Below are 25,113 nucleotides of genomic sequence, written 5' to 3' on the forward strand. Positions count from 1 at the left end.
AGAACCTGCGATAAAAATTGCCCCTTTCCGGATGGAGAAAGGGGCTCATTGATCAGCGTTTCAGGCTGCCCATCACATGCATTTCGCAGCGGTTACAGTCAAAACGCAGGCGGAAGGTGTCTTTACCCATTTTGAGTTCCAGCGGCTCGGCCTTGAGACCTGGCACCTCGTTCGGACAGAGGTTCTGGCTATAGCGGATGCAATGCTTGGTGATCATCAGCACCACTTCCCGCTCCTCCTTGTTCGCCTCATAGGCGGGAGCAATCCGATCCACCCCGTGTTCGCGGAAGAACTGCTCGGCCGCGCTGTTCAGCACATTGCCAAGGTAGGAGAGACGGTGCTGGGGATAGTTGATATCCCGCAGGGCAATGCGTCGCTCGGGGCGCTGGTAGCTGGCCACGCGTGCGGCCTCCAGTGCAGCGATGCCATCCCGGCGCAAACCGTTGAGCTGTGATGCGGCGATAAATAGCGGGTGAGTGAATGCCAACTCAATCTTGCGCGCCACAAACAGGGTATTGCCGAGTTTGCCAAGCTGATCCCGCGCCTGTTGCAGCGCCCGCTCCGGGTTGTCGGCAGGCTGCTTGTCGCAAGGCAGGGTCACCGCAACGCTGATGCCCTGCTCGTCGGTGAGCGTGAGGATCACACCCTCATCGCACTCAGCCAGCACCATATCGACCCGGATGCGGCGATCCGCGCTCGCCTTCTCCAGCATCTTGCTGAACGCCTGATCGTGGTTGCGGTAGATTTCTGTCCCCACCTTTAGCCCCGGCATTCGTTCTGACAGGAGTAACTGCTTACCTTCGACCTTGTTGAGGCGCATCCCCACCAGCTCATTGTTCGGCTTGAAGAAGCCCAAACCGTCGCCGTTGTTGAGGGTGACCTGTTTGCCATCAATCTCGATACCGTCACGGGTCACCTTGGTGACACGCCCCAGCGGTTCGCCCACATATTTCGGGCTTTTGGTGGAGTCGATCCCCTGCTGGCGGCCATGGAGGAAATAGTCGGTGCTGCCGCGGTTGAAGCTCTTCTTGGGGTCAGGCGTGAAGCTGTAGCTGCAACGACCCGCCGAGGCGGCCACCAGATCGGAGCGGCTATCGAGAATGGCGTCCAGCTTCTGGCGATACCAGGCAGTAACGTTTTTGACGTAGTCGAGCCCCTTGAGTCGCCCTTCAATCTTGAAGGAGCGGATCCCCGCCTCGATCAAGGCCTCCAGGTTATCGGTCTGATCCATATCCTTGAGCGACAGCAGGTGGCTGTCGGCCACCAGCACTTCACCGTCCGGCTTTTGCAGCGAGCAGGGCAGACGGCAGAGCTGGGCACACTCGCCACGGTTGGCGCTGCGGCCGGTACGGGCATGGCTGATGTTGCACTGGCCGCTGTAGGAGACACAGAGCGCGCCGTGGATAAAGAACTCCAGCTGCACATTGGTCGCCGCGCTGATCTCGCGGATCTGCGCAAGAGACAGTTCGCGCGCCAGCACCACCTGAGAGAAACCCACATCCTGCAGAAACTTCACCTTCTCCGGCGTGCGGTTGTCGGTCTGGGTACTGGCATGGAGCGCGATGGGAGGCAAATCCAGCGCCAGCAGCCCCATATCCTGCACGATGAGCGCATCGGCACCGGCTTCGTAGATTTGGTGGGTCAGCCGCCGGGCCTGCTCCAGCTCATGATCGTGCAGCAGGGTGTTGAAGGCGACAAAGACCTGGGCGCCGAAACGGTGGGCGTGGCGCGCCAGCGCCTCGATATCTTCGAGGGAGTTGCCCGCCGCACTGCGGGCGCCAAAGGCTGGGCCGCCCATGTAGACGGCATCGGCGCCATGGTTGATGGCTTCGATGCCGTAGGCGAGGTTCTTGGCCGGAGCCAGCAGCTCCAACCGGTTGTTGTGGCTTAACGGGTGCTTGTTCTGGTGCATGGTCTCGGGATCAGGGCGGACAGCAAATGGGCGCTACTCTAGCCCATTCACCGCCCACGTGCCTTGATCCCGCTTAAGGTATCTGCGAAATGCAGGATTAGATAACCACCTTGAGTGCCAGTCCCAGCAGCACCAAGCCGCTCACCTTATCGATCACAAAGGATTTGGCTTTAAGCCACGCCAGCACAGGCCCGCGCGAGAGCACCAGCGCCACCAGCACGTACCAGACGGCATCGATCCCGCCCGCGGTGAGCATCATGATTCCCCCTTCGCTCCAGCCGGTATCGGCCCGCACAAACTGGCTGAACAGGGCGATGAAGAAGACCGCCAGCTGGGGATTGAGGAAGGCCACCATAAAACCTTCAAAGGCCCCTTGCCGACCACGCAGCTGGTGCACCTCTTCACTCGCTTCACCACTGGCTGGTTTTGCCAGCAGGGCTTTCACCCCAAGCCAGGCAAGAAACGCAGCACCGCCGTAGCGGATCAGATCAAACAGGATTGGGGTCTGGGTGATCAAAATGGAGAGGCCGAGCGCGGTGACCAGCGCATAGATACCAACCCCGAGGCCGTGGCCGAGCGCAGTGGCGACACCATGCCCCTGCCCGCCCTGTACCGTGTTGCGGATGATCAGTGCCAGACTCGGCCCCGGGCTGATGGCCCCCATCACGCAGATTGCGGCCAGTGCCAGCCAACTCGTCAGTTCCATGCTTTCCTCTTTTGTGCTCGATATGATGACCTGTACTCAGGGTACGGGCTGACTCATTATGCCAGTAGTGAAAGTTATGAATAGATTCCATAACCCATGGCTATAACGCCACACAACTGACTGGGCTAACCGCCGAGATCGAGCAGCTTGTGACTCTCGCCGACAGTACGTTGCAGGTGATCCCGCAGGAATGGGTAGGCCAGCTCGCGAAACCAGCGGTGGGCCGGATCCTGATGGTGGCGCTGGTGCCACAGCAGATGATACTGCTGGTCGCGGGTAGCAAATGGCAGATCGACAAAGGTGAGTTCATGGCAGCAGGAGAGCTGCCAGGCGATATGAGCCGGGGTGGTCATCAGGCAATCGGTGCGCAGCAACACCTCCACCGCAGCCTGAAAGAAGGGAACTCTGGCAAACCAGCGCCGACTCAGCCCCTGCGGCGCCAGCACCTGTTCCACCGGGCTGTCCTTGTCGCCACCGCCACTCACCTGCAGGTGAGGCCAGGCAAGATAGTCATCGAGACTCAACGCCTTGCCTGCAAGCGGGTGGTGGCTTCCCATCAGCACCGCCAGCCGATCTTCCCCCTGATGCAGACCTCGGATCTGCTCCGGTACCTGCTCGGTGATGGTAGAGACCAGATCAAGCTCCGACTGCCACAGCTGCGGCAGCTGACGTTTGTCCCACAGGCTGTACTCCAGCGCCGCCAACGGCGCCTCTTTGGCGAGCGCGGCACAGATATCGGGCAGGATATGCTGGGCCACATAATCGGAGGAGGCGAGCCGAAATACCCGCTCGCAACGACTCGGGTCAAAACCGGGCGCCTCGTAGAGCCGCGCCAGCGCACCGAGAGAATCCGCCAGTTGAGCGGCCAACAGTTCGGCCCGTGGCGTCAGCAGCCAGCGTTGCCCCTCCCGCACCAGCAGCTCGTCGTCAAACTCGCTGCGCAACTGGGCAAGCTGCTTGCTGATGGAGGGCTGGCTCAGGTGCAGCAGCTCGGCAGCCCGGCTGATATTGCGGGTCTCCAGCAGCACCTTGAGGGTCGGCAACAAGTTGAGATTGGCTCTGAGCAAGGAGATACCCTCATCGGTGGGGAAACGCCTATCTTAGGGCAGAGGAGTCCCGCGTTTTAAGCAAAATTTCCTGCCATGTTCAGCACGTTGCAGCCCTTTGCGACCAGATGGCACAGCGGATCCCCCCGCACATCACCATGACCACAAGATGACAGTGGTTGTCTCGTACGGCATAATTGCACGATTTTCCGCCCGCGGGCGATCCACTTTGAGAAGCGGTAACAAGATGAAATACGCCAATATCACCGGCTGGGGCAAATGCCTGCCTCCCTCCGTGCTGACCAACGATGACCTCAGCACCATCATGGATACGTCAGACGAGTGGATCTATCCGCGCACCGGCATCAAGGCCCGCCGGATCTCCCATGTCAGCACCTCGGATCTCGCCACCCTGGCCGGTCGCCGCGCGCTGGCTTGTGCCGGTCTGGAGGCCAGCGATCTCGATGGCATCATCCTGGCCACCGCCACCCCGGACAACCTGCTGCCAAGCGCCGCCTCTGCCGTGCAGAAGAAACTGGGCGCAGTCAATGCCGCCGTGTTCGACCTCAACGCAGCCTGCACCGGTTTCGTCTACTCCCTCTCCGTCGCCACCTCGCTGGTGCAGACCGGCATGATGAAGAAGGTGCTGGTGATTGGCGCCGAGCGCCTCACCTATCTGCTGGACTGGGCGCGCCGCGATACCGCTGTGCTGTTTGGCGATGGTGCCGGTGCCGTGGTAATCGAGGCGAGCGAGCAGGAGTGTGGCCTGATCGCCAACAAGCTGGGCTGTGACAGCGAAGCGCGGGAGATCCTGCACGTACCGAACTTCGGTACTGACCGGGTGCGTTTTGCCGATATCGATGGGCTGTTCACTTTCAACTTCGAAGGCCCGGAGATCTTCAAACGCGCCGTACGCGGAATGGGGGAAGCCACCAGCACTGTGCTGGCGCAGGCCGGTATTGCGCCGGAGCAAGTCGACCTGATCGTTCCCCATCAGGCCAATATCCGTATCATCGAGACCCTCGCCAAACGGATGAATGCGCTGATGGAGAAGGTGATGGTCAACATCGAAAACTACGGCAACACCTCCGCCGCAACCGTGCCCATCGCCCTGTGCGAAGCGCTGGAGCAGGGCCGCGTCAAGCCGAACTCCTATCTGCTGACCGCCGCTTTCGGTGCCGGCCTGACCTGGGGCGCAGCCATCATCAAGTGGGGCGATCGCGTCACCCCCATCAAGGCGTGCGAGGCGGAACTGCCCCCCTGCGACCAGAGCGCACTGGAACTGATTGCTCACGCCGTGGAAGGTTGCCAGAAGGCTCACGCCAACGAGGCTTGATCCTCATCAGGAGCCTGAATCCTCAGGCTCCTTCTCTCCTTTTCATCCCCACCTAGCACTCCCCCCCCCCACTTCGCAAGCCGCTTGATACAGCAATCGCTGATACAAACAACTCCGATTTGCAGCCAATTAATTTTTTTCCGCTAACCTTATTGTGCCAACTATAAATAAAGAAAAGAGCGTCAAGGGGCACCATGACTGTTTCGGTCCTGCGCCTTTACCTCTTACCAAATAATTGCACAGGGATAAGCTACGTATGGCACAACACAAAAGTGGCGTGAACACACCGCTTTGGGAACCGGTTTGCTGGATTTGCTGCATCGGTCTTGCTCTGCTGAGCTGCCTGTTGCTGCAGCTTGCCGATGCGCTGTCACCTCTCTATCTGCTGCTCAATGTGCTGGTTGGTATTGCCGCCGCGCTCTGGACATCGAGTCACTTCCACCAGCACACACACCGACATCGTGCAGGAGAGGAACAAACCGTCGCGACCGGTCCTCTCGCCCACTCCATCATCGGGCTCGAACAGGTGTGTGAGAAGGCTCTACCAATCTGGTCCCAGCAAATTGAAAGCTCTCGTCAACAAACCGAAGCCGCGATGATTGACCTGACTCAACGCTTCAGCGGCTTGGCCAACAAGCTGGAAGAAGCAGTCAATGCTTCTCATCTGGCAGCCGGAGAACTGGGTGATGCCAATTCCCGTGGCATGGCAGGAGTTTTGAGCGAGAGCCAACAGCAGCTCAATGAGGTAGTGGCAATCCTGCACTCCGCCCAGGCCAATCGGGACGCCATGCTGGGTGAGATAAAAAGCCTGACCACCTACACCATAGAGCTCAACACCATGGCCATGGATGTGGCCAAAATCGCCTCCCAGACCAACCTGCTGGCCCTCAACGCCGCCATTGAAGCAGCTCGTGCAGGGGAAGCAGGCCGTGGCTTTGCTGTGGTCGCTGATGAAGTGCGCAACCTCTCCCGCCTCTCCAGCGAAACCGCCCAGAAGATGACCGACAAGGTAGACACCATCAATACTGCTATCGGCCGCGCCTTCCAGATTGCCGAAAATGCTGCCGCACGGGATCACGCCTCGGCGCTCAATTCGGAGCAAACAATCGAACAGGTACTGGCCCGTTTTCGCCATGCCACTGACAGCCTGGCGGAATCCGCCTCCCTGCTGCAAAACGAGAGCACCGATATCCATCGCGAAATCTCCAGCGTCATTGTCTCGCTTCAATTTCAAGACAGGGTCAGCCAGATCCTCAGCCACGTCAGACAAAACATGGAGAGCCTCTCAAGCCATCTGGTTGCTTCGGAGCAGAGCAGCAATGCGACAGGGCCAATCCAGATTGATGCCAATCGCTGGCTGGCAGAGATGGAGCTCTCATACGCCACCGACGAACAGCGCAATATTCACCATGGTCGCACCACCCGTTCTGTCAACGCGCAACCAAGCAGCGCCGACATCACATTTTTCTAGGAGAGAGATATGGGCAAAACGATCCTGATCGTGGATGACTCGGCAACTATTCGCCAAGTCGTGGGCATGACCCTCAAGGGAGCCGGTTATGAGGTCATGGAAGCCTCTGACGGCAAAGATGCGCTCAACAAACTAGATGGCAAGAAGATCAACCTGATCATCAGTGACGTCAACATGCCGAACATGGATGGCATCACCTTCGTCAAAGAGGCCAAAAAGCTGGCCAACTACAAATTTACCCCAGTCATCATGCTGACCACCGAGTCTCAGGACAGCAAGAAGCAGGAGGGACAAGCCGCAGGAGCCAAAGCTTGGGTAGTCAAACCCTTCCAGCCCGAACAGATGCTGGCCGCAGTCGCCAAGCTCATCATGCCGTGATCCGGAGCGCATCATGCAACTACAGAGTGAGCTACTCGACAACAAGGTAGTGGTGACCATGCCGGATGAGATCACCATTTATACAGTCAGCGAGCTGAAAGATGCTCTCTCACCCTTATTACATCAGGGGAACGAACTGGAGCTGAATCTGGCGGCGGTATCCGAGATAGACAGCGCCGGGCTGCAATTGCTGCTGGCAGCGAAGAAAACCGCTCTGCAGCAAGGCTCCTCCCTGGCGCTGGTCTGGCACAGCCATGTTGTGCTTGAACTGCTGGAGCTCTGCCAGCTCTCGGCCTTTTTTGGCGACCCCACCCTCATCACCCATGGCGAACGGCCCTGAGCCACCATGACAAGGAGTCACCGTGAGCATCGATCTTGATCAGGCTTTACAAACCTATATCGCCGAGGCACGCGAGTTGCTTGAAGAGATGGAGTCAGCCCTTCTATCACTGGAATCTGACCCTGACAATAGCGAGCTGATTGGTGCCATCTTCCGTGCTGCTCATACCATCAAGGGGTCGGCTGGCCTGTTTGGTCTGCAACCAATCGTCGGGTTTACCCATATCGTCGAGGATCTGCTCGACCAGATCCGCAATCAGCAGCTCACCGTCACCTCTCCTCTGATCAAGGATCTGCTGGAGAGCTGTGACCACATCCAGACGCTCATCAGTGTCGTTGCAGAACAGGGCAGCACGTTAAGCGAGGGCGATGCCAACCAGGATGAACGGCTGAGGCTCACCCTCACCCGTCATCAGTGCATCCCCCATGCCACGCTGCCAGATACTGTGCATATGCCGGAACCCAAGATCGAAAAAGAGGGAGGAATTACCAGCTCCGCCTCCCTGTGGCATATCTCCCTGCGTTTTGGCCCCGATGTGCTGCGCAATGGCATGGATCCAGCCGCATTTCTGCGCTATCTCGGCACCCTCGGAACCATATGCTCGGTGGAGACCATCCATCAGGCGTTACCGGATTGGGAGCAGTTCGATCCGGAGAATTGCTACCTCGGCTACGAGATAGACTTCGACTCGCAGGCAGACAAGACGGCCATCAGCGATGTCTTTGAATTTGTCAGAGATGACTGTCAGATCACCATCTTGCCGCCCCACAGCAAGATCGCCGAGTTCATCAACCTGATCGAGTCGCTGCCGGAAGATAGCGTCATGCTGGGGCAGTTGCTGGTCAACACCGGCGCCCTGACTGCAGAGGAGTTAGCCAGCGGTCTGCAGGCACAACAAGCGACCCCGGCAGAACAAGCGCCCAAACTCGGAGAAATCCTGATTGCGCAGGGTGCCGTCAACGAAGCCGTCGTCGATGCCGCCCTGAAAAAACAGAATCAGACCAAGGAGAGCAAGAGCAAAGAGGGCCGTTACGTCAGGGTACATGCCGACAAACTGGACGATCTAATCAATCTGGTCGGGGAGCTGGTAGTCGCCAGTTCAGGAGCCAATCTGCTGGCCCAACGTACCCGCGAAAGCCAACTGCAGGAAGCCACCTCAGTCATTGCCATGCTGGTGGAAGAGATCCGCGACAGTGCACTGCGCCTGCGAATGGTGCCTATCGGCGATACCTTCAACCGCTTCCAGCGGGTGGTGCGCGATGTCAGTCAGGAACTGAACAAGGATATCACTCTGGTAATCTCCGGAGCCGAGACTGAACTGGACAAATCGGTGGTAGAGAAGATCGGCGATCCGCTGATGCATCTGGTCAGAAACTCGATGGATCACGGCATCGAATCGGCAGAGCAACGGCTGCTGGCAGGCAAATCCCCCCGTGGCACCCTGAATCTCAATGCCTATCACGACTCCAACAGTATCGTCATCGAAATTCGGGATGATGGAGCTGGTCTCAACAAAGCCAGGATCCAGCAAAAAGCCATCGAGCGCGGTCTGATCAGCCCAACCACCACGCTGACGGATCAGGAGATATACAACCTGATCTTCGAGCCGGGGTTCTCTACCGCCGAGGCGATAACCAACCTCTCCGGTCGCGGGGTGGGCATGGATGTCGTCAAACGCAACATCACTGCCCTGCGCGGCACGGTCGATCTGGACAGCATCCCTGGAAAAGGAACCCGTGTGCAGATCCGTCTGCCGCTTACCCTTGCCATCATCGACGGCTTCCTGGTACGAGTCTGCGACACCCACTACGTCATTCCCCTCGATATGGTGATCGAGTGCGTTGAATTGACCCAGAGTGCACTGTCCGACACCCAGGGTCGCAATTACATCAATTTGCGTGGCGAGGTGCTGCCCTTTATCCGCCTGCAACACTACTTCGATACCAATGGCAGCAAAGGGCGGCGCGAGAACATTGTCGTGGTCAGCCATGCAGGCAAAAAATCCGGACTGGTAGTGGATGAACTGCTGGGAGAATTCCAGACCGTCATCAAACCGTTGGGGAAATTGTTCCAGCGCCTGCAGGGCATCAGTGGCTCCACCATTCTGGGGGGGGGAGAGGTCGCCCTGATCCTCGACATTCCTTCGCTGATCCAGCACGCAATCACTCAGGAATCCTGTCAGCTCAACAGGTTGACAGTGTCGCGCAACCTGCCTCAATCCAGCATCAACTGAGGGGACCATCATGTTAAAAAATTCCACCATCAAATTGCGTCTTATTGTACTGCTCTGCATGCTCTGCCTGCTGCTGCTGGCCGTTGGCAGCCTCGGGTTATACAACATGCAGAGCAGCAATACCGGGTTGCAGCGCGTTTACAATGACAGGGTGGTTCCCCTCAAGCAGCTGAAGACTATCTCCGACAGCTATGCCGTCTCGATCATCGACAACCTCAACAAGGCCAATGCGGGGCTGATCTCGGCAGAAGAGGCTTTGAAGCAGATACAACAGGCACAGCAGACAATCAAAAACGAGTGGCATCACTACCAGTCCACCACCCTCACACCGGATGAACAGCGCTTGTCAGCCGAGGCGACAACCCTGTTCAACGCGGCCGATACTGATATTGGCAAGCTGGAGAAATACCTCGCCACCCAGCACGGCATGATTACTGGCATGCTGAACAATTTTGACGGTGCCCTCTATGGCTCCATCGACCCGATAGGCAACAAAATCACCGAGCTGGTCAACCTGCAGCTCAATGTGGCCAAGTCGGAATATACCGCTGCGCAATCCTGGTATGACGTGATGCTGATAACCATGGCGGTGGTTATCGCGGTCGGCATCGGACTCGCAGCCTGGTTTGGCACCCTGCTGATCAAAAGCATCATCACCCCCATCGAACAGGCTCTGCGCGTGGCCAATAGTCTGGCCGATGGCAATCTGGATGTATCGATCCAGATAGAGTCCAACGATGAAGCGGGTCAGCTCTTGATGGCGATGGATAACATGGTCAAGAAACTGGGGGCATTGATCACGGATATCGAGACGCTGGTCACCGCCGCTGTCGAACAGGGCGACTTCAGCCACAAGATTGCGCTGGAGGATCGTCAGGGCTACATCAAGCGGGTATCCGAGCTGCTGAATCGCCTCTCCCATGTGACAGATACCAGCCTGGAAGATGTGATGCGCATTGCCACCGCGCTCTCCAAGGGTGACCTGACCCAACGGATCGATGAGCCCTATCCAGGAATTTTTGGCCAGACCAAAGACGGCCTCAACCGGACCATCACTGCGCTGACCAATATCATCGAAGAGGTACGCAACGCCGCCGACAACCTGACCAATGCCTCCAATCAGGTGAGCAATACGGCGCAGGCATTGAGCCAGGCCACCAGCGAGCAAGCAGCCAGCGTTGAAGAGACCAGCGCCTCTATCGAGCAGATGAGCGCCAGCATCAATCAGAACACCGAGAACGCCAAGATCACCGACAGCATGGCCAGCAACTCGGTGCTGGAGGCCACCGAAGGGGGCCAATCCGTTCAACAGACGGTGACCGCCATGCAGCAAATCGCCAAGAAAGTCAGCATCATCGACGACATTGCCTACCAGACCAACCTGCTTGCCCTCAACGCCGCCATTGAGGCGGCTCGCGCCGGAGAGCATGGCAAAGGCTTCGCGGTGGTTGCTGCCGAGGTGAGAAAACTGGCAGAGCGCAGCCAGATCGCAGCGCAGGAGATTGGCGAGCTATCCTCCGACAGCGTAAGCAAGGCAGAGCGGGCTGGCAACCTGCTGGAGAGGATCGTCCCCTCCATTCGCAAAACCTCTGATCTGGTACAAGAGATCAATGCTGCTTCCGGGGAACAGGCCAGCGCAGCCAACCAGATCAGTCTGGCCATGAACCAGCTTAATCAGGTGACACAGCAGAATGCGGCCAGCAGCGAGGAGCTGGCGGCCACGGCCGAAGAGATGAGCTCGCAAGCCAGCGAACTGCAGCAAACCATGGCCTTTTTTGCTCTGGAGAAAAGTGCGCAGCTCAACACCAGGCCCAATGAAACCGGCCACAAGGGCATGCCTCCCAGAGGCAGTTTCATCGCCCCCCCACAACGGGCCAGCCAGCCCAATCAACCATCATCCCATTCCATTGATGACGCGGATTTTGTCCGCTTTTAACCGGAGGCGACCATGCATACATTCACCGACATCACGGTGCCATCAGCGGCCGCTGACGAGAGCAGTGGCGATGCCCAGTACCTGACATTTCTGATCAACAACGAGATGTTCGCCATCAATATTCTGGGGGTCAAAGAGATCATCGAATACGGCAATATCACTCCGGTTCCGATGATGCCGGGTTTTATTCGTGGCGTAATCAACCTCAGAGGAGCGGTAGTGTCGGTCGTAGACTTGAATGCCCGCTTTGGCAATGCACCTTCGGTCATCACTCGCCGCAGTTGCATCGTCATTATTGAGGGGATGGCCCCGCAGGGCGATGAACCTGTAGGTCAGGATATTGGCGTTGTGGTGGATTCCGTATCGGAAGTACTGGGTATCCCACAAGCAGATATCGAGCCCCCACCCAGTTTTGGTGCCCGCATCCGGGCCGATTTCATCAGCGGCATGGGCAAGGTCAACGGCAAATTCGTCATCCTCATCGATACCGGGAAAGTGTTGTCACTCGATGAGATGGCTCAACTCAACGAACTGGCCCAGCCACAGGCAAGGTTGCCACAAGGCAACCTTCAACCCTCCTGAACAGGCCTCCATACTCCACGACATGCAGCATAAGGAAACGCTCATGACCCAATCACTCTTAGGAAAACTCTTCGGAGACAATGCCACCGAAGTGAAGCAGCGGACCCAGTTACTCGACGCAATCGGCCAGCTGCAACACGCAGTCCTGGCAGAGCAGGTTCCAGCACCACTCGATCTTTCCGGTATGGATAGCCCCTTGCGTGAAGTAGGACATGCCATCAACGAGGTGGTCACCTTGCTCAGTGACAAGCTGGAACAGAGCCGCAACGACATTAAAAAGAACCAGATGTTACTCCATGAGAACCAGCTGGTTCGCAAAGCCCTCGACTGCGCCAGCACCAACGTGATGATTGCCGATACCAACCTCGACATTATCTATATGAACGAGGCTGTGACCGGCATGCTCAATCAGGCTGAGACCGACATCAAGAAAGAGCTCTACAGCTTCAACGCCAATCAGCTGATGGGCGCCAACATCGACAGCTTTCATAAAAATCCCGGCCATCAGCGCGCCATGCTGGCCAAACTCAACAGCACCTACCGCACCCAGATACAGCTGGGGGGGCGCACCTTCTCCCTGATCGCCAATCCGGTCTTCAACGATACCGGAGAACGGTTGGGATCCGTGGTCGAATGGGCCGACAGAACCAAGGAGGTGATGATAGAGAAAGAGATGTCCGACATTGTGCAGGCCGTGATCAATGGCGAGCTGCACCGCAGGATGGAACTTGCTGGCAAGAGCGGCTTCTTTCAGGCGATGGGAGAAGGGATCAACCAGATTGCAGAAGTGATCGACAGCACCCTCAACGACGTCATCCGGGTCGTGCAATGTTTGGCAAAAGGTGATTTGACCCAACAGATTGAGGCGGACTACCCCGGTGTGTTTGGCACCACCAAGGATGCGCTCAACAAGACCATCGCTTCGCTCACCAACATCGTCACCGAAGTGCGCGGCGCCTCTGACAACCTCTCCAGTGCCGCCGAGCAGGTAAGCGCGACCGCCCAGTCGATCAGCCAATCCAGCAGTGAACAGGCCTCCAGCATGGAGGAGACCAGCGCCTCCATCGAACAGATGAGCGCCAGCATCAACCAGAATACCGACAATGCCCAGGTCACCGATGGCATGGCCAGCAAGGCAGCCAAAGAGGCCGTAGAGGGAGGAGAAGCGGTCAAACTGACTGTGGATGCCATGAAGCAGATCGCCAGACGGATTGGCATCATCGATGACATCGCCTACCAGACCAATCTGCTGGCACTCAACGCGGCTATCGAAGCGGCGCGGGCAGGCGATCACGGCAAAGGCTTTGCCGTAGTGGCCGCGGAGGTGCGCAAACTGGCCGAACGCAGCCAGGTGGCAGCACAGGAGATTGGTGAGCTGGCCTCCAGCAGTGTCGAGATGGCGGAAAAAGCAGGTCGCCTGCTCGATCAAATGGTGCCCTCCATCAACAAGACCTCGGATCTGGTGCAGGAGATCAGTGCCGCTTCGGTTGAGCAATCCACCGGTGTCAGCCAGATCAATCAGGCCATGAACCAGCTGAGTCAGGTTACCCAGCAGAATGCCTCTTGCAGCGAAGAGCTGGCTGCCACAGCAGAAGAGATGAGCAGCCAGGCTGAACAGCTGCAACTGGCCATGGAGTTCTTTACCCTGGAGGCCCACACCAAAGAAGTTAAAGCAGCCACCTCGCATCTTCACCCCAATACCCGAGGTCGCTTCATGAACGAGAGCAATGCCAACAGTCGGGAACGAGGCGCCACAGTCCAACGCCCCATCGGCGATGGCGATTTTGTCCGGTTCTAGTCATGGGAGAGGCGTTGCCTCTCCCATCAGCGACAACACAGGTAGAGGGACTGTTTTTTGTATCAAACCCAGCTGCATGATGATGAGTTCTCCCGTTTCCAACGCTGGCTTCATCAAACGGCGGGGATAGAGCTGTCTCCAGCCAAGAAGGCGCTGGTGGCCAGCCGCCTGGCGAAACGGCTCTGCCACTATGAGCTGGATAGTTATGACGACTATTTCCAGCTCATCATGAACGATCGCAGCAGCGAACTGCAGCTGGCGCTTGATCTCCTTACCACCAACGAAACCTACTTTTTCAGGGAGCCCAAACACTTCGAGTTTCTAACGCGAGAGATAGTCTCAGCGCTCCCGCCCGAGCAATCGCTGCGGGTCTGGAGCGCTGCCAGCTCATCCGGCGAGGAGCCCTACAGTCTGGCCATGACCCTCGCGGAAAAACGCAGCACCTTCAATTGGGAGATCCTGGCCTCCGATATCTCGTCCCGGGTGCTGGAACAGGCGATGAGCGGTCGCTACCCCATCGAGCGGGCGCAAAATATTCCACTGCCCTTTTTGATGAAATATTGCCTCAAGGGTGTGGGCCTGCAGGAGGGCATCTTCATCATCGATCGCAAGTTGCGGGACAAGGTGCAGTTCATGCAGATCAACCTCAATCAGGATCTGCCGGACATCGGCATGTTTGACGTCATCTTCATCAGAAACGTGATGATCTACTTCAACAAGGAGACCAAAGGGCAAGTATTGCAGCGGCTGGTACCCAGACTCAAACCCGGTGGCTACCTGCTGGTGAGCCACGCCGAGAGCCTGCATGGCCTGCACCACGGCCTGCAGCTTGTCTCGCCTTCCATCTATCAGAAGAGATAAGTCATGACTCGGGAGGTGATCCTGCAACCGGGAGAGCTCTTTTTTGGCAAGGAGGATGTGGTGGTCAGAACCGTACTGGGCTCCTGTATTGCCATCACCTTGTGGCATCCGGAGCAGAAACAGGGAGGAATGTGTCACTACATGCTGCCATGTAGGCGCAATCCCTCTGCCAAGCTGGATGGGCGCTATGCCGATGAAGCCCTCGCCTTGCTGCTGCAAGCGGCCAGTCACTATCCCGCCCCCATCCATGAATATGAGGCCAAGTTGTTCGGGGGTGGCAACATGTTTACCGAACCTCAATACGCACAGAGCGACAACAATGTCGCCGCCAAAAATATTCAGGCAGCCTGGCAGCTGGCCCGACACCTTGGCCTTGATATCAAGGCTCATCATCTTGGCCATAGCGGCCACCGAAGCTTGCTCTTTGAGCTCAGCAACGGCAGTGTCTGGCTCCGCCATCATCGTCTGCCACATCAACGGGAGTCGCGAGAATGAAGCAGATCCGGGTCATGCTGGTGGATGATTCCGCCGTGGTCAGACAGGTATTGCAAGCGGTGCTGGAGCAGGAGCCTGATATCCGGGTGATCGCCACGGCATCGGATCCCCTGTTTGCCCAGGAAAAACTGAAGAAAGAGTGGCCTGACGTCATCGTGCTCGATGTGGAGATGCCCCGTATGGATGGCATCACTTTTCTCTCCAAGATCATGGCAGAGCATCCAACCCCGGTGGTGATCTGCTCCTCCCTCACCGAAAAGGGGGCCGAGACCACCTTGCAGGCAATGGCTGCCGGCGCGGTGGACATCATCACCAAACCGACCATGGGGATAAAAAGCTTTCTGCAAGAATCTGCCCACGACCTGGCTATGGCGGTACGTGCTGCGGCCCAGGCCAATCTCAAGCGCGTGGGCAAGCCATCCTCTGTGCCGGTCAGCACCAAACTCAACGCAGATACCATGCTGGCGCCCAACCAGCACGCCATGGCACAAACCACCGAGCGGCTCATCGCCATCGGCACCTCGACCGGCGGCACCCAGGCGCTGGAAGCCGTGCTGACTGCCTTGCCCCGGGTCAGCCCCGGTATCGTCATCGTGCAGCACATGCCAGAGAAATTTACCGCCATGTTTGCCGAACGCCTGAACGGGGTCTGCCAGATAGAAGTGCGGGAGGCGAGGAACAATGACCGGGTGATCCCGGGGCTGGCGCTGATTGCCCCCGGAGGCAAGCATATGCTGCTCAAACGCAGCGGTGCCTACTATCACGTCGAGGTGGTCGACGGGCCGCTTATCAACCGCCATCGCCCCTCGGTGGATGTGCTGTTTCGCTCCGTTGCAAAATATGCCGGCAAGAATGCCACCGGCATCATCATGACCGGCATGGGGGATGACGGAGCCCGGGGATTGCGCGAGATGCTGGATGCGGGTGCCAACACGTATGCCCAGGATGAGGCATCCTGCGTGGTCTTTGGCATGCCCAAGGAGGCGATCAAGCTGGGAGCCGCCCGCCATGTGCTCCCCTTACAAGAGATGCAGTACGCCATCCTCGGCAAGTAATCCCTTATCGCGCGTTTTGCCCATAAAAAAGTCCGGCTCCCATTGGGGAGCCGGACTTTTTACATCAACCGGAACCAATCCGGTATCAGGCGAGTAGATTACTCTGCAGCAGGCGCTTCTTCAGCGGCCGGAGCGGCGTCAGCAGCAGGTGCAGCTGCTTCGGTCGGGGCGTTCGCTTCCTTGATGGAGAGACGTACACGGCCCTGACGGTCCACTTCCAGTACCTTCACCTTGACCACGTCACCGATTGTCAGGTGGTCAGCCACGTTCTGCACGCGAGCGTCGGTGATCTGGGAGATGTGTACCAGACCATCTTTGCCCGGCAGAATGTTGACGAATGCACCGAAATCGGCCAGACGAACAACTTTACCTTCATAGATGCGGTTCACTTCGATCTCGGCGGTGATAGCCTCGATGCGACGGATCGCTTCCATGGCGGCTTCGTTGGCCACGGCGGAGATACGTACAGTACCGTCATCATCCAGCTCGATGTTGGTGCCGGTCTCTTCGGTCAGCGCACGGATCACGGAACCACCCTTACCGATCACGTCCTTGATCTTCTCAGGATTGATCTTGATGGTGTGGATACGCGGTGCAAAATCGGAGATCTGGGCACGGGGAGCCTGGATAGCTTCATCCATCACTTTCAGGATGTGCAGACGAGCGCCACGAGCTTGCTTCAGCGCAATCTCCATGATCTCTTTGGTGATGCCTTCGATCTTGATGTCCATCTGCAGCGCGGTCACACCTTCGGTGGTACCGGCTACTTTGAAGTCCATGTCGCCCAGGTGATCTTCGTCACCCAGGATGTCGGACAGCACGACGAAACCTTCTTCTTCCTTCACCAGACCCATGGCGATACCGGCAACGGAGGCCTTGATCGGCACACCGGCATCCATCAGCGCCAGAGAGGAACCACAGACAGACGCCATGGAGGAGGAGCCGTTGGATTCGGTGATTTCAGAGACCACGCGCACCACGTACGGGAACTCGGCGGCGCTCGGCATCACGGCAGCAACGCCGCGCTTGGCCAGACGGCCGTGACCGATTTCACGACGCTTCGGGCTACCCATCATGCCAGTCTCACCGACACAGTATGGCGGGAAGTTGTAGTGCAGCATGAAGCGATCGGCACGGTTGCCGGTCAGCTCGTCGATGTTCTGGGCGTCACGCTCGGTACCCAGAGTGGCCACCACGATGGCCTGAGTTTCACCACGGGTGAACAGGGCAGAACCGTGGGCACGGGGCAGAATACCGGTACCTACGCTCAGGGCGCGGATCATTTCCGGATCGCGACCATCGATACGCGGCTCACCACGTACTACGCGACCACGAACGATGCGGCTTTCCAGGCTGTGGAACTCTTCGCCGATCTTCTTGGCATCTTCTTCCACGCCGGAAGCGATAACTTGCTCAACCACACGACCCTTGATGGCCGCGATGGTTTCGTAACGAACAGCCTTCTCGGTGATGCGGTAGGCTTCACCCAGTTCGGCGCTCGCCAGCTCGGCAACCTTGGCTTTCAGAGCTTCGTTGACGGCAGGCGGAGTCCAGTCCCACGGCTTGGTGCCGACGGCAGCGGCAAACTCGTTGATCGCATTGATCACGGTCTGCATCTGCTCGTGACCGTATACCACGGCGCCCAGCATGACCTCTTCGGAGAGGATGGCCGCTTCGGACTCAACCATCAGCACGGCATTGGCAGTACCGGCAACCACCAGATCCAAGTCGCTCTGCGGCAGTTCGGTGGTGGTCGGGTTCAGCACATACTGACCGTTCATGTAACCCACGCGAGCAGCACCGATCGGGCCGCCAAACGGGATACCGGAGATGGCCAGTGCAGCAGAGGCACCGATCATGGCAACGATGTCGGGGGATACGGCCGGATTCACGGACATTACGGTCGCAACGACCTGAACCTCATTGAGGAAGCCTTCCGGGAACAGCGGACGAATAGGACGGTCGATCAGACGGGAGATGAGGGTCTCGCCTTCGCTCGGACGGCCTTCACGACGGAAGAAACCACCCGGGATACGACCAGCAGCATAGGTACGCTCCTGGTAGTTGACGGTCAGCGGGAAGAAATCACGGCCGTGATCGGCCTCTTTCTTGCCGACAACGGTCACAAATACGCAGGTATCGTCCATGCTGACCATAACGGCCGCAGTGGCTTGACGGGCCATCACACCGGTTTCCAGAGTGACGGTGTGTTGACCGTACTGGAATGACTTTACAATAGGATTCACGTGAATTTCCTTTTTACAATTTGGCTCTTTAAATTCGCGCACAAGTATACTTGATTCGATGCAAAAGGTAAGCGGTGACGCGAATTCTGTGAGGCAGGCAACGGCTTGAAGAGCAATAAAAAAGGGGAACCTGACGGTTCCCCTTTTTCGCGAAATCTGATGGTCGATTAACGACGCAGACCCAGCTTGGCGATCAGAGCAGCATAACGCTCGGAGTCTTTACGCTTCAGGTAGTCCAGCAGCTTACGACGCTGGGAAACCATGCGCAGCAGACCGCGACGACCGTGGTGGTCCTTGGAGTGCTCTTTGAAGTGACCTTGCAGATGGTTGATCTGGGCAGTCAGCAGGGCAACTTGCACTTCGGGGGAACCGGTGTCGTTGGCGCAACGAGCGTTGTCAGCAACGATTTGAGCTTTGATCTCAGCATTTAGAGACATGGTAATACTCCAGTAGAGTGTTTAAAGGTTCACAGCCAATCTCTAATTCAGCCGTGAAATGAGGGCGGTATCATAATCGTCCCCGCCCCTTTTCGCAACGATAAAGAGGCGAAACGGGAAAGACGCGCTGATACCGCCTGAGGATCACTCCTCGTCGTGATAACGCACCAGTCGCTTGGGAGCGACGCGGCCATCGTCATCAATCTCGCCAACCCCGATGAACTCGCGCTCCGGGCCGACCGTCATGCGAACCTGACCGCTTTGCGGCGCACCCGCCACCTGCACGGCCTGGCCCTGATTCACATAGGCAGCCACAACCGCCAGCATGTTCACCTCGGGCAAGCTTGCTACGGCGGTATCCATCGGCAACAACAGCGGATCCAGCTGCTCGCGCGGCGGGATGCTCTCGGCCTTGGCCTGCTCGAAGATGCACTCGAGTTGCTCCAGAGTCAGCATCCGCTCATACGGATAGCTGGCCACCTGGGTACGACGCAACTGGGTCACGTGGGCGCCACAACCCAGTACTTCACCCAGATCATCCACCAGAGAGCGGATGTAGGTGCCCTTGCTGCAGTGCACTTCAAGGCGCACCTCATCACCTTCAAAGCTCAGCAGTTTGAGCTCGAATACGGTGATGGGACGGGCTTCTCGCTCGATCTCGATGCCTTCGCGGGCATATTCGTAGAGCGGACGGCCGTTGTGCTTGAGCGCGGAGTACATGGACGGCACCTGCATGATGGGGCCACGGAACTGGTCCAGCGCCTCGATCAGGGTACCGACAGCCACGTTCACCGGACGGGTGGAGACCACCTCACCATCGGAGTCGCTGGTGTTGGTGCGCTCGCCCAGTTTGGCGGTCACCTCATAGCGCTTGTCCGCTTCCAGCAGATACTGGGAGAACTTGGTGGCCTCGCCGAGGCAGATCGGCAGCATGCCGGTCGCCAGCGGATCCAGTGCGCCGGTGTGACCGGCCTTGGCGGCGTTGTAGATGCGCTTGACCTTCTGCAACACATCGTTGGAGGTCAGGCCGGTCGGCTTGTCCAGCAGCAGAATGCCGTGCACATCACGGCCCTTGAAACGACGTCTTCGGGTCATCTCAGGCTTTATCCTCAGTCGTGTCATCCGGTGCGGATTCAGCTTCTTCGTCACGGCCGGATTCGGCCATGCGACGCTTGTCTTCACGCACAGTGTTGGTCACCAGGTTGGAGAGACGCATCCCCTCGACCAGGGTCTGGTCGTAGTAGAAACGCAGCTCGGGCACCACGCGCAGACGCATGGCACTGCCCAGCAGACTACGGATATATCCGGCTGCTTCGGTCAGACCCTGCAAGCCTTCCTTGATGCGCTCGGCATCATTTTCCAGCTGCAAGAAGGTGACGTAAATCTTGGCATAGTTGAGGTCACGGGACACTTCCACATCGGAAACAGTCACCATGCCGATGCGCGGGTCTTTCACCTCGCGCTGCAGGATCAGCGCGATTTCACGCTGGATCTGCTGTCCGACCCGACGGGTCCGGCTGAATTCTCTGGCCATATTCTATCCTGCGATAAAAGGGGGCCGCGGCCCCCTATTTTGTCTAACTCTCGGCTTACAGAGTCCGTTGGATTTCAACAGTCTCGTAAACTTCGATCTGGTCGCCTTCGCGCACGTCGTTGTAGTTCTTGACCGCGATACCACACTCGTAGCCGTTGCGAACTTCGTTGACGTCATCCTTGAAGCGGCGCAGGGATTCCAGCTCGCCTTCATAGATAACCACGTTGTCACGCAGAACGCGGATACGGTTGGAACGCTTGACCACACCTTCGGTAACCATACAGCCGGCAACAGCGCCGAACTTCGGAGACTTGAAGACGCTACGCACTTCAGCCAGACCGATGATTTCCTGACGATACTCAGGGGCCAGCTTGCCGCTCATGGCCTGCTTCACTTCGTCGATCAGGTCATAGATGACGGAGTAGTAACGCAGATCCAGGCTCTCGGATTCGATGACCTTGCGCGCAGATGCGTCGGCACGGACGTTGAAACCAACCAAGATGGCGCTGGAAGCAGCAGCCAGGGTCGCGTCGGTTTCGGTGATACCACCTACGCCGGAACCCACGATCTTCACCTTCACTTCGTCGGTGGAGAGTTTGACCAGCGCATCACAGATCGCTTCCACAGAACCTTGTACGTCGGCCTTGATCACCACGTTCACTTCGGACACTTCGCCCTCGGTCATGTTGGCGAACATGTTTTCCAGCTTGGCCTTCTGCTGGCGAGCCAGCTTGACTTCGCGGAACTTGCCCTGACGATAGAGCGCCACTTCACGGGCTTTCTTCTCGTCACGGACAACGGTGGCTTCGTCACCGGCAGAGGGAACGCCGGACAGACCCAGGATTTCCACCGGCAGGGACGGACCCGCTTCCTTGATCTCGCGACCCAGTTCGTCACGCATGGCGCGAACACGGCCGTACTCGAGACCACACAGAACGATGTCGCCCTGACGCAGAGTACCTTCTTGCACCAGTACGGTCGCAACCGGACCACGACCTTTATCCAGGAAGGATTCGATCACGACGCCGTTGGCCATGCCATCAACCACCGCTTTCAGCTCCAGTACTTCAGCCTGGATCAGGATGGCCTCCAGCAGGTCGTCGATGCCTTCGCCAGACTTGGCGGACACGTGCACGAACTGGCAGTCTCCACCCCAATCTTCGGACATGACGTTGTAACGGGCCAGTTCGGTCTTGACGCGATCCGGATCCGCTTCCGGCTTGTCGATCTTGTTGACCGCAACAACCAGCGGCACACCGGCAGCCTTGGCGTGCTGGATAGCTTCGATGGTTTGCGGCATCACGCCGTCGTCAGCTGCAACAACCAGAACAACGATATCGGTCGCCTTGGCACCACGAGCACGCATGGAGGTAAACGCCGCGTGACCCGGGGTATCCAGGAAGGTGATCATGCCACTGTCGGTCTGGACGTGGTAAGCACCGATATGCTGGGTAATACCACCGGCTTCGCCAGCAGCAACCTTGGCTTTACGAATGTAGTCGAGCAGCGAGGTCTTACCATGGTCAACGTGACCCATGATGGTAACGACCGGTGCGCGCGGCTTGGCTTCGGAGGTCTCGTCACGATCGGACAGTACCGCCTCTTCCAGCTCGTTCTCACGACGCAGCACAACCTTGTGACCCATCTCCTCGGCGACCAGCTGAGCGGTCTCCTGGTCGATCACCTGGTTGATGGTGGCCATGGCCCCCATCTTCATCATCACCTTGATGACTTCAACGCCCTTGACGGCCATCTTGTTGGCCAGCTCGGCCACAGTGATGGTCTCGCCGATGACGACGTCGCGGTTCACCACGGCAGCCGGCTTGTTGAAGCCGTGCTTCATGGCGTTCGGCATGGCGACCTTGCCGCGCTTGCCTTTGCGGGCACGCGGGTTGCGAGAGTCGCGATCATCTTCACGACGACCGGCTTTCTTCGGTGCCTTGGCTGCTGCGGCAGTGCGGCGGCTGGTCTCTTCTTTCCGATCCAACTCGTCTTCTGCGGCTTGCGCATGCTTGTTGGTGGTCAGATGGTAGTCGCTGCTCTCTTTGGCGCGAGCGGCCTCTTCTTCAGCCCAGCGGGCTGCGTTCTGTTCCGCCATGAGACGAGCCTCTTCGGCTTTCTTCGCGGCGAGTTCTTCAGCTTTTTTCAAAGCTGTTTGTTCCTGTTGGCGCTTCAGTTCTTCTGCTTCGCGCTTGGCCATCTTTTCTGCCTCTTGCTGAGCTGTGCTACTGGCTGCTTTGGCGGGCTGTGAAGCCTGTCGAGCCTTTGATTGTGCCTCGATCCGCGCCTTTTCCTCAGCTTCACGACGAGCTTGCTCAGCCTCACGGCGAGCCTTCTCTTCAGCTTCGAGGCGAGCCTTCTCTTCGGCCTCGCGACGAGCTTTTTCTTCTGCTTCCAAACGCGCTGTTTCCTCGGCTTCCGCCTGACGCTGTTCATCTTCCAGCGCCGAGCGTCTTACATAGGTGCGAGACTTGCGCACTTCTACCTGCACTTCCTTGTTCTTGCCGCCAGTCCCCTGAACACTGATGGTGCTCTTGGTCTTGCGCTGCAAGGTCATGCGGGCAGGAGCGGCGACCTCGTCACCTCCATGCTGTTTCTTCAGGTGTGCCAGCAGAGCCTGTTTCTCAGACTCGCTGACCATGTCGTCGGCCTTGCTCTTGCTGATACCGGCATCGACAAACTGCTGGAGAAGACGATCAACCGGTGTGTCGATGTCAGTGGCAAGTTGTTTGACTGATACTTCTGCCATTCATTTTCCTCCGTTTGATCTTACTCGGACTGCTCTTCTCCGAACCAACAGATATTGCGAGCAGCCATAATGAGCTCACCTGCCTTCTCGGCAGTCAGCCCTTCAATATCAGCAAGGTCATCGATGCCTTGCTCAGCCAAATCTTCCAGGGTACCCACGCCACGGCCCGCCAGAGCGTAAGCCAGTTCGCGGCTCAGACCGTTCAGATTGAGCAGCTCTTCGGACGGCTCAACGCCATCGAAAGACTCTTCTTTGGCCAGTGCCTTGGTAGTCAGGGCATCTTTGGCGCGCTTGCGCAGCTCTTCGACCATGTCTTCATCCAGACCGTCGATAGCCAGCAGCTCGTTGACCGGTACAAAGGCGATCTCTTCCAGGGTAGAGAAGCCCTCTTCCATCAGCAGACCTGCGAAATCGTCGTCGATGTCCAGGGTGCTGGTGAACAGGTTCATGATGCGGTCGTTTTCGGCCTGGTGCTTGGCACGCATGTCCTCAACGGTCATCACGTTCAGCTCCCAACCGGTCAGCTGGGAGGCCAGACGCACGTTCTGACCATTGCGACCGATGGCCTGAGCCAGGTTGGCAGCTTCCACGGCGATATCCATGGTGTGGTTGTCTTCATCAACGATGATGGAGGCCACATCGGCAGGTGCCATGGCATTGATCACGTACTGGGCCGGGTTGTCATCGTACAGCACGATGTCGGCGCGCTCACCGCTCAGCTCGGCGGAGACAGCTTGCACACGGGCACCGCGCATGCCGATACAGGCACCAATCGGGTCGATACGACGATCGTTGGTTTTCACCGCGATCTTGGCGCGGGAACCCGGATCACGGGCAGCGCCCATGATTTCGATCATCTCTTCACCGATCTCCGGTACTTCGATACGGAACAACTCTTTCAGGAAGTCCGGGCTGGAACGGCTGACAAACAGCTGGGAACCACGGGCTTCCGGACGCACTGCATACAGCAGGCCACGGACACGGTCGCCCGGGCGGAAGGTTTCACGCGGCAGCATGTCATCACGGAAGATCACGGCTTCAGCATTGCTGCCCAGATCCAGGATGACGTTGTCGCGGTTGCTCTTCTTGACCACACCACTGATGATGGTGCCTTCTTTATCTTTAAACTGATCAACTACTTGTGAACGCTCGGCTTCGCGCACTTTTTGCACGATAACCTGCTTGGCGGTCTGGGTAGTGATACGGTCGAAGGTCACAGAATCGATCTGGTCTTCAACATACTCACCGATCTGGATATCCGGCTGATCAATTTGTGCCGCTTCCAGGGTGATTTCAGCATAGGGGTTCTCCATCGCGGCTTGATCCGCAATGACTACCCAGCGGCGATAAGTGTCGTAGTCACCGGTCTTGCGATCGATTTCGACCCGAACTTCGATCTCGCCTTCATATTTCTTCTTGGTCGCAGTCGCCAGCGCGGTTTCCAGAGCCTGGAAGATCTTCTCGCGGGGTACCGCTTTCTCGTTGGATACTGCGTCAACGACCAGCAAAATCTCTTTATTCATATCCGATAGCCTCGTTAACCAAAGTTCGGCACTATGTTCGCTTTTTGGATATTGGTGAAAGCCAACACGTCGTCCTTACCATCTACTGTCAGGGTGATCATGTCGCCCTGCACAGCTTTGATTACGCCTTTGAACTTGCGGCGGTTGTTTGTTGCCATCCGAAGCGTTACCGCCGCCTCTTGGCCAACGTATTTTTCGAAATGGGCAACCTTGAACAGGGGACGATCCAGGCCGGGGGAGGATACCTCGAGGTAATACTCCTCGGTGATGGGATCTTCGACGTCCATGATGGCGCCAACCTGATGGCTGACCTCAGCACAGTTCTCGACAGTCACACCCTGCTCGCCGTCGATATAGACACGCAAGGTGGAGTGTTTACCCGCGCGGATAAACTCAATACCCCAAAGTTCAAAACCCAAGGCAACGACCGGAGCCTCGAGCAGATCGGTCAAACGTTGTTCCAACGTAGCCAAAG

At 57.7% G+C, this 25,113-nt stretch carries 21 protein-coding genes; 11 read left to right on the top strand and 10 right to left on the bottom strand.

From position 1 onward, the window contains the following. Positions 1-52: 52 nt before the first annotated feature. The 3 genes from OKC31_RS14720 to OKC31_RS14730 all read right to left on the bottom strand — a co-directional run bounded on the left by OKC31_RS14720 (position 53) and on the right by OKC31_RS14730 (position 3,685). Positions 53-1,912, bottom strand: coding sequence for a peptidase U32 family protein (locus OKC31_RS14720; RefSeq protein WP_216959039.1), 1,860 nt, complete (start codon positions 1,910-1,912; stop codon positions 53-55). Between the two features lie 97 nt (positions 1,913-2,009). After that, a complete protein-coding gene (locus tag OKC31_RS14725) occupies positions 2,010-2,618 on the bottom strand; it encodes a LysE family translocator (protein WP_041207998.1) in 609 nt (202 codons plus the stop codon). A gap of 125 nt (positions 2,619-2,743) precedes the next feature. Beyond that, positions 2,744-3,685: a LysR family transcriptional regulator gene (locus OKC31_RS14730; protein ID WP_270657114.1), complete on the bottom strand. Its 942-nt coding sequence runs from the start codon at positions 3,683-3,685 to the stop codon at positions 2,744-2,746. A 226-nt stretch (positions 3,686-3,911) separates the two neighbouring features. On the opposite strand from OKC31_RS14730, the gene OKC31_RS14735 reads away from it, so the two are divergent. From OKC31_RS14735 to OKC31_RS14785, 11 genes are all read left to right on the top strand, one after another. After that, positions 3,912-5,000, top strand: coding sequence for a ketoacyl-ACP synthase III (locus tag OKC31_RS14735; RefSeq protein WP_270657115.1), 1,089 nt, complete (start codon positions 3,912-3,914; stop codon positions 4,998-5,000). Positions 5,001-5,256: 256 nt separating this feature from the next. Next, the gene (locus OKC31_RS21710; RefSeq protein WP_429061111.1) at positions 5,257-6,471 is read left to right on the top strand and encodes a methyl-accepting chemotaxis protein; all 1,215 of its coding nucleotides are present in this window, start codon (positions 5,257-5,259) and stop codon (positions 6,469-6,471) included. A gap of 9 nt (positions 6,472-6,480) precedes the next feature. Then, entirely contained in the window at positions 6,481-6,849 is a 369-nt protein-coding gene (locus OKC31_RS14745; protein ID WP_005338778.1) for a response regulator, read from the top strand. A 13-nt stretch (positions 6,850-6,862) separates the two neighbouring features. Then, the gene (locus tag OKC31_RS14750) at positions 6,863-7,189 is read left to right on the top strand and encodes an STAS domain-containing protein (protein ID WP_005358513.1); all 327 of its coding nucleotides are present in this window, start codon (positions 6,863-6,865) and stop codon (positions 7,187-7,189) included. 22 nt (positions 7,190-7,211) lie between these two features. Beyond that, entirely contained in the window at positions 7,212-9,422 is a 2,211-nt protein-coding gene (locus OKC31_RS14755; protein WP_270657116.1) for a chemotaxis protein CheA, read from the top strand. A 10-nt stretch (positions 9,423-9,432) separates the two neighbouring features. Beyond that, a complete protein-coding gene (locus OKC31_RS14760) occupies positions 9,433-11,358 on the top strand; it encodes a HAMP domain-containing methyl-accepting chemotaxis protein (protein WP_257696685.1) in 1,926 nt (641 codons plus the stop codon). A gap of 12 nt (positions 11,359-11,370) precedes the next feature. Then, positions 11,371-11,940 carry a chemotaxis protein CheW gene (locus OKC31_RS14765; protein WP_257696684.1) on the top strand — a complete coding sequence of 190 codons (570 nt, stop codon included), beginning with the start codon at positions 11,371-11,373 and terminating at the stop codon, positions 11,938-11,940. 43 nt (positions 11,941-11,983) lie between these two features. Then, positions 11,984-13,738: a methyl-accepting chemotaxis protein gene (locus tag OKC31_RS14770; RefSeq protein ID WP_257696683.1), complete on the top strand. Its 1,755-nt coding sequence runs from the start codon at positions 11,984-11,986 to the stop codon at positions 13,736-13,738. A gap of 57 nt (positions 13,739-13,795) precedes the next feature. Next, a complete protein-coding gene (locus tag OKC31_RS14775) occupies positions 13,796-14,599 on the top strand; it encodes a CheR family methyltransferase (protein WP_005349557.1) in 804 nt (267 codons plus the stop codon). Between the two features lie 3 nt (positions 14,600-14,602). Continuing rightward, positions 14,603-15,094 carry a chemoreceptor glutamine deamidase CheD gene (gene cheD / locus OKC31_RS14780; protein ID WP_201945757.1) on the top strand — a complete coding sequence of 164 codons (492 nt, stop codon included), beginning with the start codon at positions 14,603-14,605 and terminating at the stop codon, positions 15,092-15,094. Further along, positions 15,091-16,149 carry a protein-glutamate methylesterase/protein-glutamine glutaminase gene (locus OKC31_RS14785; RefSeq protein WP_257696682.1) on the top strand — a complete coding sequence of 353 codons (1,059 nt, stop codon included), beginning with the start codon at positions 15,091-15,093 and terminating at the stop codon, positions 16,147-16,149. The genes cheD and OKC31_RS14785 overlap by 4 nt, the downstream gene beginning before the upstream one ends. 98 nt (positions 16,150-16,247) lie before the next feature. Here the strand turns inward: OKC31_RS14785 and pnp are convergent, their stop codons facing one another. The 7 genes from pnp to rimP form a co-directional block, all read right to left on the bottom strand. Beyond that, entirely contained in the window at positions 16,248-18,395 is a 2,148-nt protein-coding gene (gene pnp / locus OKC31_RS14790; protein ID WP_005338796.1) for a polyribonucleotide nucleotidyltransferase, read from the bottom strand. Between the two features lie 167 nt (positions 18,396-18,562). After that, positions 18,563-18,832: a 30S ribosomal protein S15 gene (gene rpsO, locus OKC31_RS14795; RefSeq protein WP_005338797.1), complete on the bottom strand. Its 270-nt coding sequence runs from the start codon at positions 18,830-18,832 to the stop codon at positions 18,563-18,565. Positions 18,833-18,976: 144 nt separating this feature from the next. Then, positions 18,977-19,927: a tRNA pseudouridine(55) synthase TruB gene (gene truB / locus OKC31_RS14800; protein ID WP_005338798.1), complete on the bottom strand. Its 951-nt coding sequence runs from the start codon at positions 19,925-19,927 to the stop codon at positions 18,977-18,979. Between the two features lies 1 nt (position 19,928). Further along, positions 19,929-20,366 carry a 30S ribosome-binding factor RbfA gene (gene rbfA, locus OKC31_RS14805; protein ID WP_005338799.1) on the bottom strand — a complete coding sequence of 146 codons (438 nt, stop codon included), beginning with the start codon at positions 20,364-20,366 and terminating at the stop codon, positions 19,929-19,931. Positions 20,367-20,421: 55 nt separating this feature from the next. Further along, positions 20,422-23,115: a translation initiation factor IF-2 gene (infB, locus tag OKC31_RS14810; RefSeq protein ID WP_005338806.1), complete on the bottom strand. Its 2,694-nt coding sequence runs from the start codon at positions 23,113-23,115 to the stop codon at positions 20,422-20,424. Positions 23,116-23,135: 20 nt separating this feature from the next. After that, positions 23,136-24,638, bottom strand: a complete 1,503-nt coding sequence (nusA, locus tag OKC31_RS14815) for a transcription termination factor NusA (RefSeq protein WP_115544343.1) — start codon at positions 24,636-24,638, stop codon at positions 23,136-23,138. 14 nt (positions 24,639-24,652) lie between these two features. Beyond that, positions 24,653-25,111 (bottom strand): ribosome maturation factor RimP, encoded by a 459-nt coding sequence (gene rimP / locus OKC31_RS14820; RefSeq protein WP_005338809.1) that lies wholly within the window; start codon positions 25,109-25,111, stop codon positions 24,653-24,655. Positions 25,112-25,113 lie beyond the last annotated feature (2 nt).

The sequence above is a fragment of the Aeromonas sp. Y293-4 genome (assembly GCF_027705905.1).
Taxonomy (GTDB): Bacteria; Pseudomonadota; Gammaproteobacteria; order Enterobacterales; family Aeromonadaceae; genus Aeromonas; species Aeromonas veronii.

What these genes read in the sequence shown, in the direction of transcription:
- OKC31_RS14720 (WP_216959039.1), bottom strand. Translation starts at nt 1,912, where the DNA reads ATGCACCAGAACAAGCACCCGTTAAGCCACAACAACCGGTTGGAGCTG.
- OKC31_RS14725 (WP_041207998.1), bottom strand. Translation starts at nt 2,618, where the DNA reads ATGGAACTGACGAGTTGGCTGGCACTGGCCGCAATCTGCGTGATGGGG.
- OKC31_RS14735 (WP_270657115.1), top strand. Translation starts at nt 3,912, where the DNA reads ATGAAATACGCCAATATCACCGGCTGGGGCAAATGCCTGCCTCCCTCC.
- OKC31_RS21710 (WP_429061111.1), top strand. Translation starts at nt 5,257, where the DNA reads ATGGCACAACACAAAAGTGGCGTGAACACACCGCTTTGGGAACCGGTT.
- OKC31_RS14745 (WP_005338778.1), top strand. Translation starts at nt 6,481, where the DNA reads ATGGGCAAAACGATCCTGATCGTGGATGACTCGGCAACTATTCGCCAA.
- OKC31_RS14750 (WP_005358513.1), top strand. Translation starts at nt 6,863, where the DNA reads ATGCAACTACAGAGTGAGCTACTCGACAACAAGGTAGTGGTGACCATG.
- OKC31_RS14760 (WP_257696685.1), top strand. Translation starts at nt 9,433, where the DNA reads ATGTTAAAAAATTCCACCATCAAATTGCGTCTTATTGTACTGCTCTGC.
- OKC31_RS14765 (WP_257696684.1), top strand. Translation starts at nt 11,371, where the DNA reads ATGCATACATTCACCGACATCACGGTGCCATCAGCGGCCGCTGACGAG.
- OKC31_RS14770 (WP_257696683.1), top strand. Translation starts at nt 11,984, where the DNA reads ATGACCCAATCACTCTTAGGAAAACTCTTCGGAGACAATGCCACCGAA.
- cheD (WP_201945757.1), top strand. Translation starts at nt 14,603, where the DNA reads ATGACTCGGGAGGTGATCCTGCAACCGGGAGAGCTCTTTTTTGGCAAG.
- OKC31_RS14785 (WP_257696682.1), top strand. Translation starts at nt 15,091, where the DNA reads ATGAAGCAGATCCGGGTCATGCTGGTGGATGATTCCGCCGTGGTCAGA.
- rpsO (WP_005338797.1), bottom strand. Translation starts at nt 18,832, where the DNA reads ATGTCTCTAAATGCTGAGATCAAAGCTCAAATCGTTGCTGACAACGCT.
- truB (WP_005338798.1), bottom strand. Translation starts at nt 19,927, where the DNA reads ATGACCCGAAGACGTCGTTTCAAGGGCCGTGATGTGCACGGCATTCTG.
- rbfA (WP_005338799.1), bottom strand. Translation starts at nt 20,366, where the DNA reads ATGGCCAGAGAATTCAGCCGGACCCGTCGGGTCGGACAGCAGATCCAG.
- infB (WP_005338806.1), bottom strand. Translation starts at nt 23,115, where the DNA reads ATGGCAGAAGTATCAGTCAAACAACTTGCCACTGACATCGACACACCG.
- nusA (WP_115544343.1), bottom strand. Translation starts at nt 24,638, where the DNA reads ATGAATAAAGAGATTTTGCTGGTCGTTGACGCAGTATCCAACGAGAAA.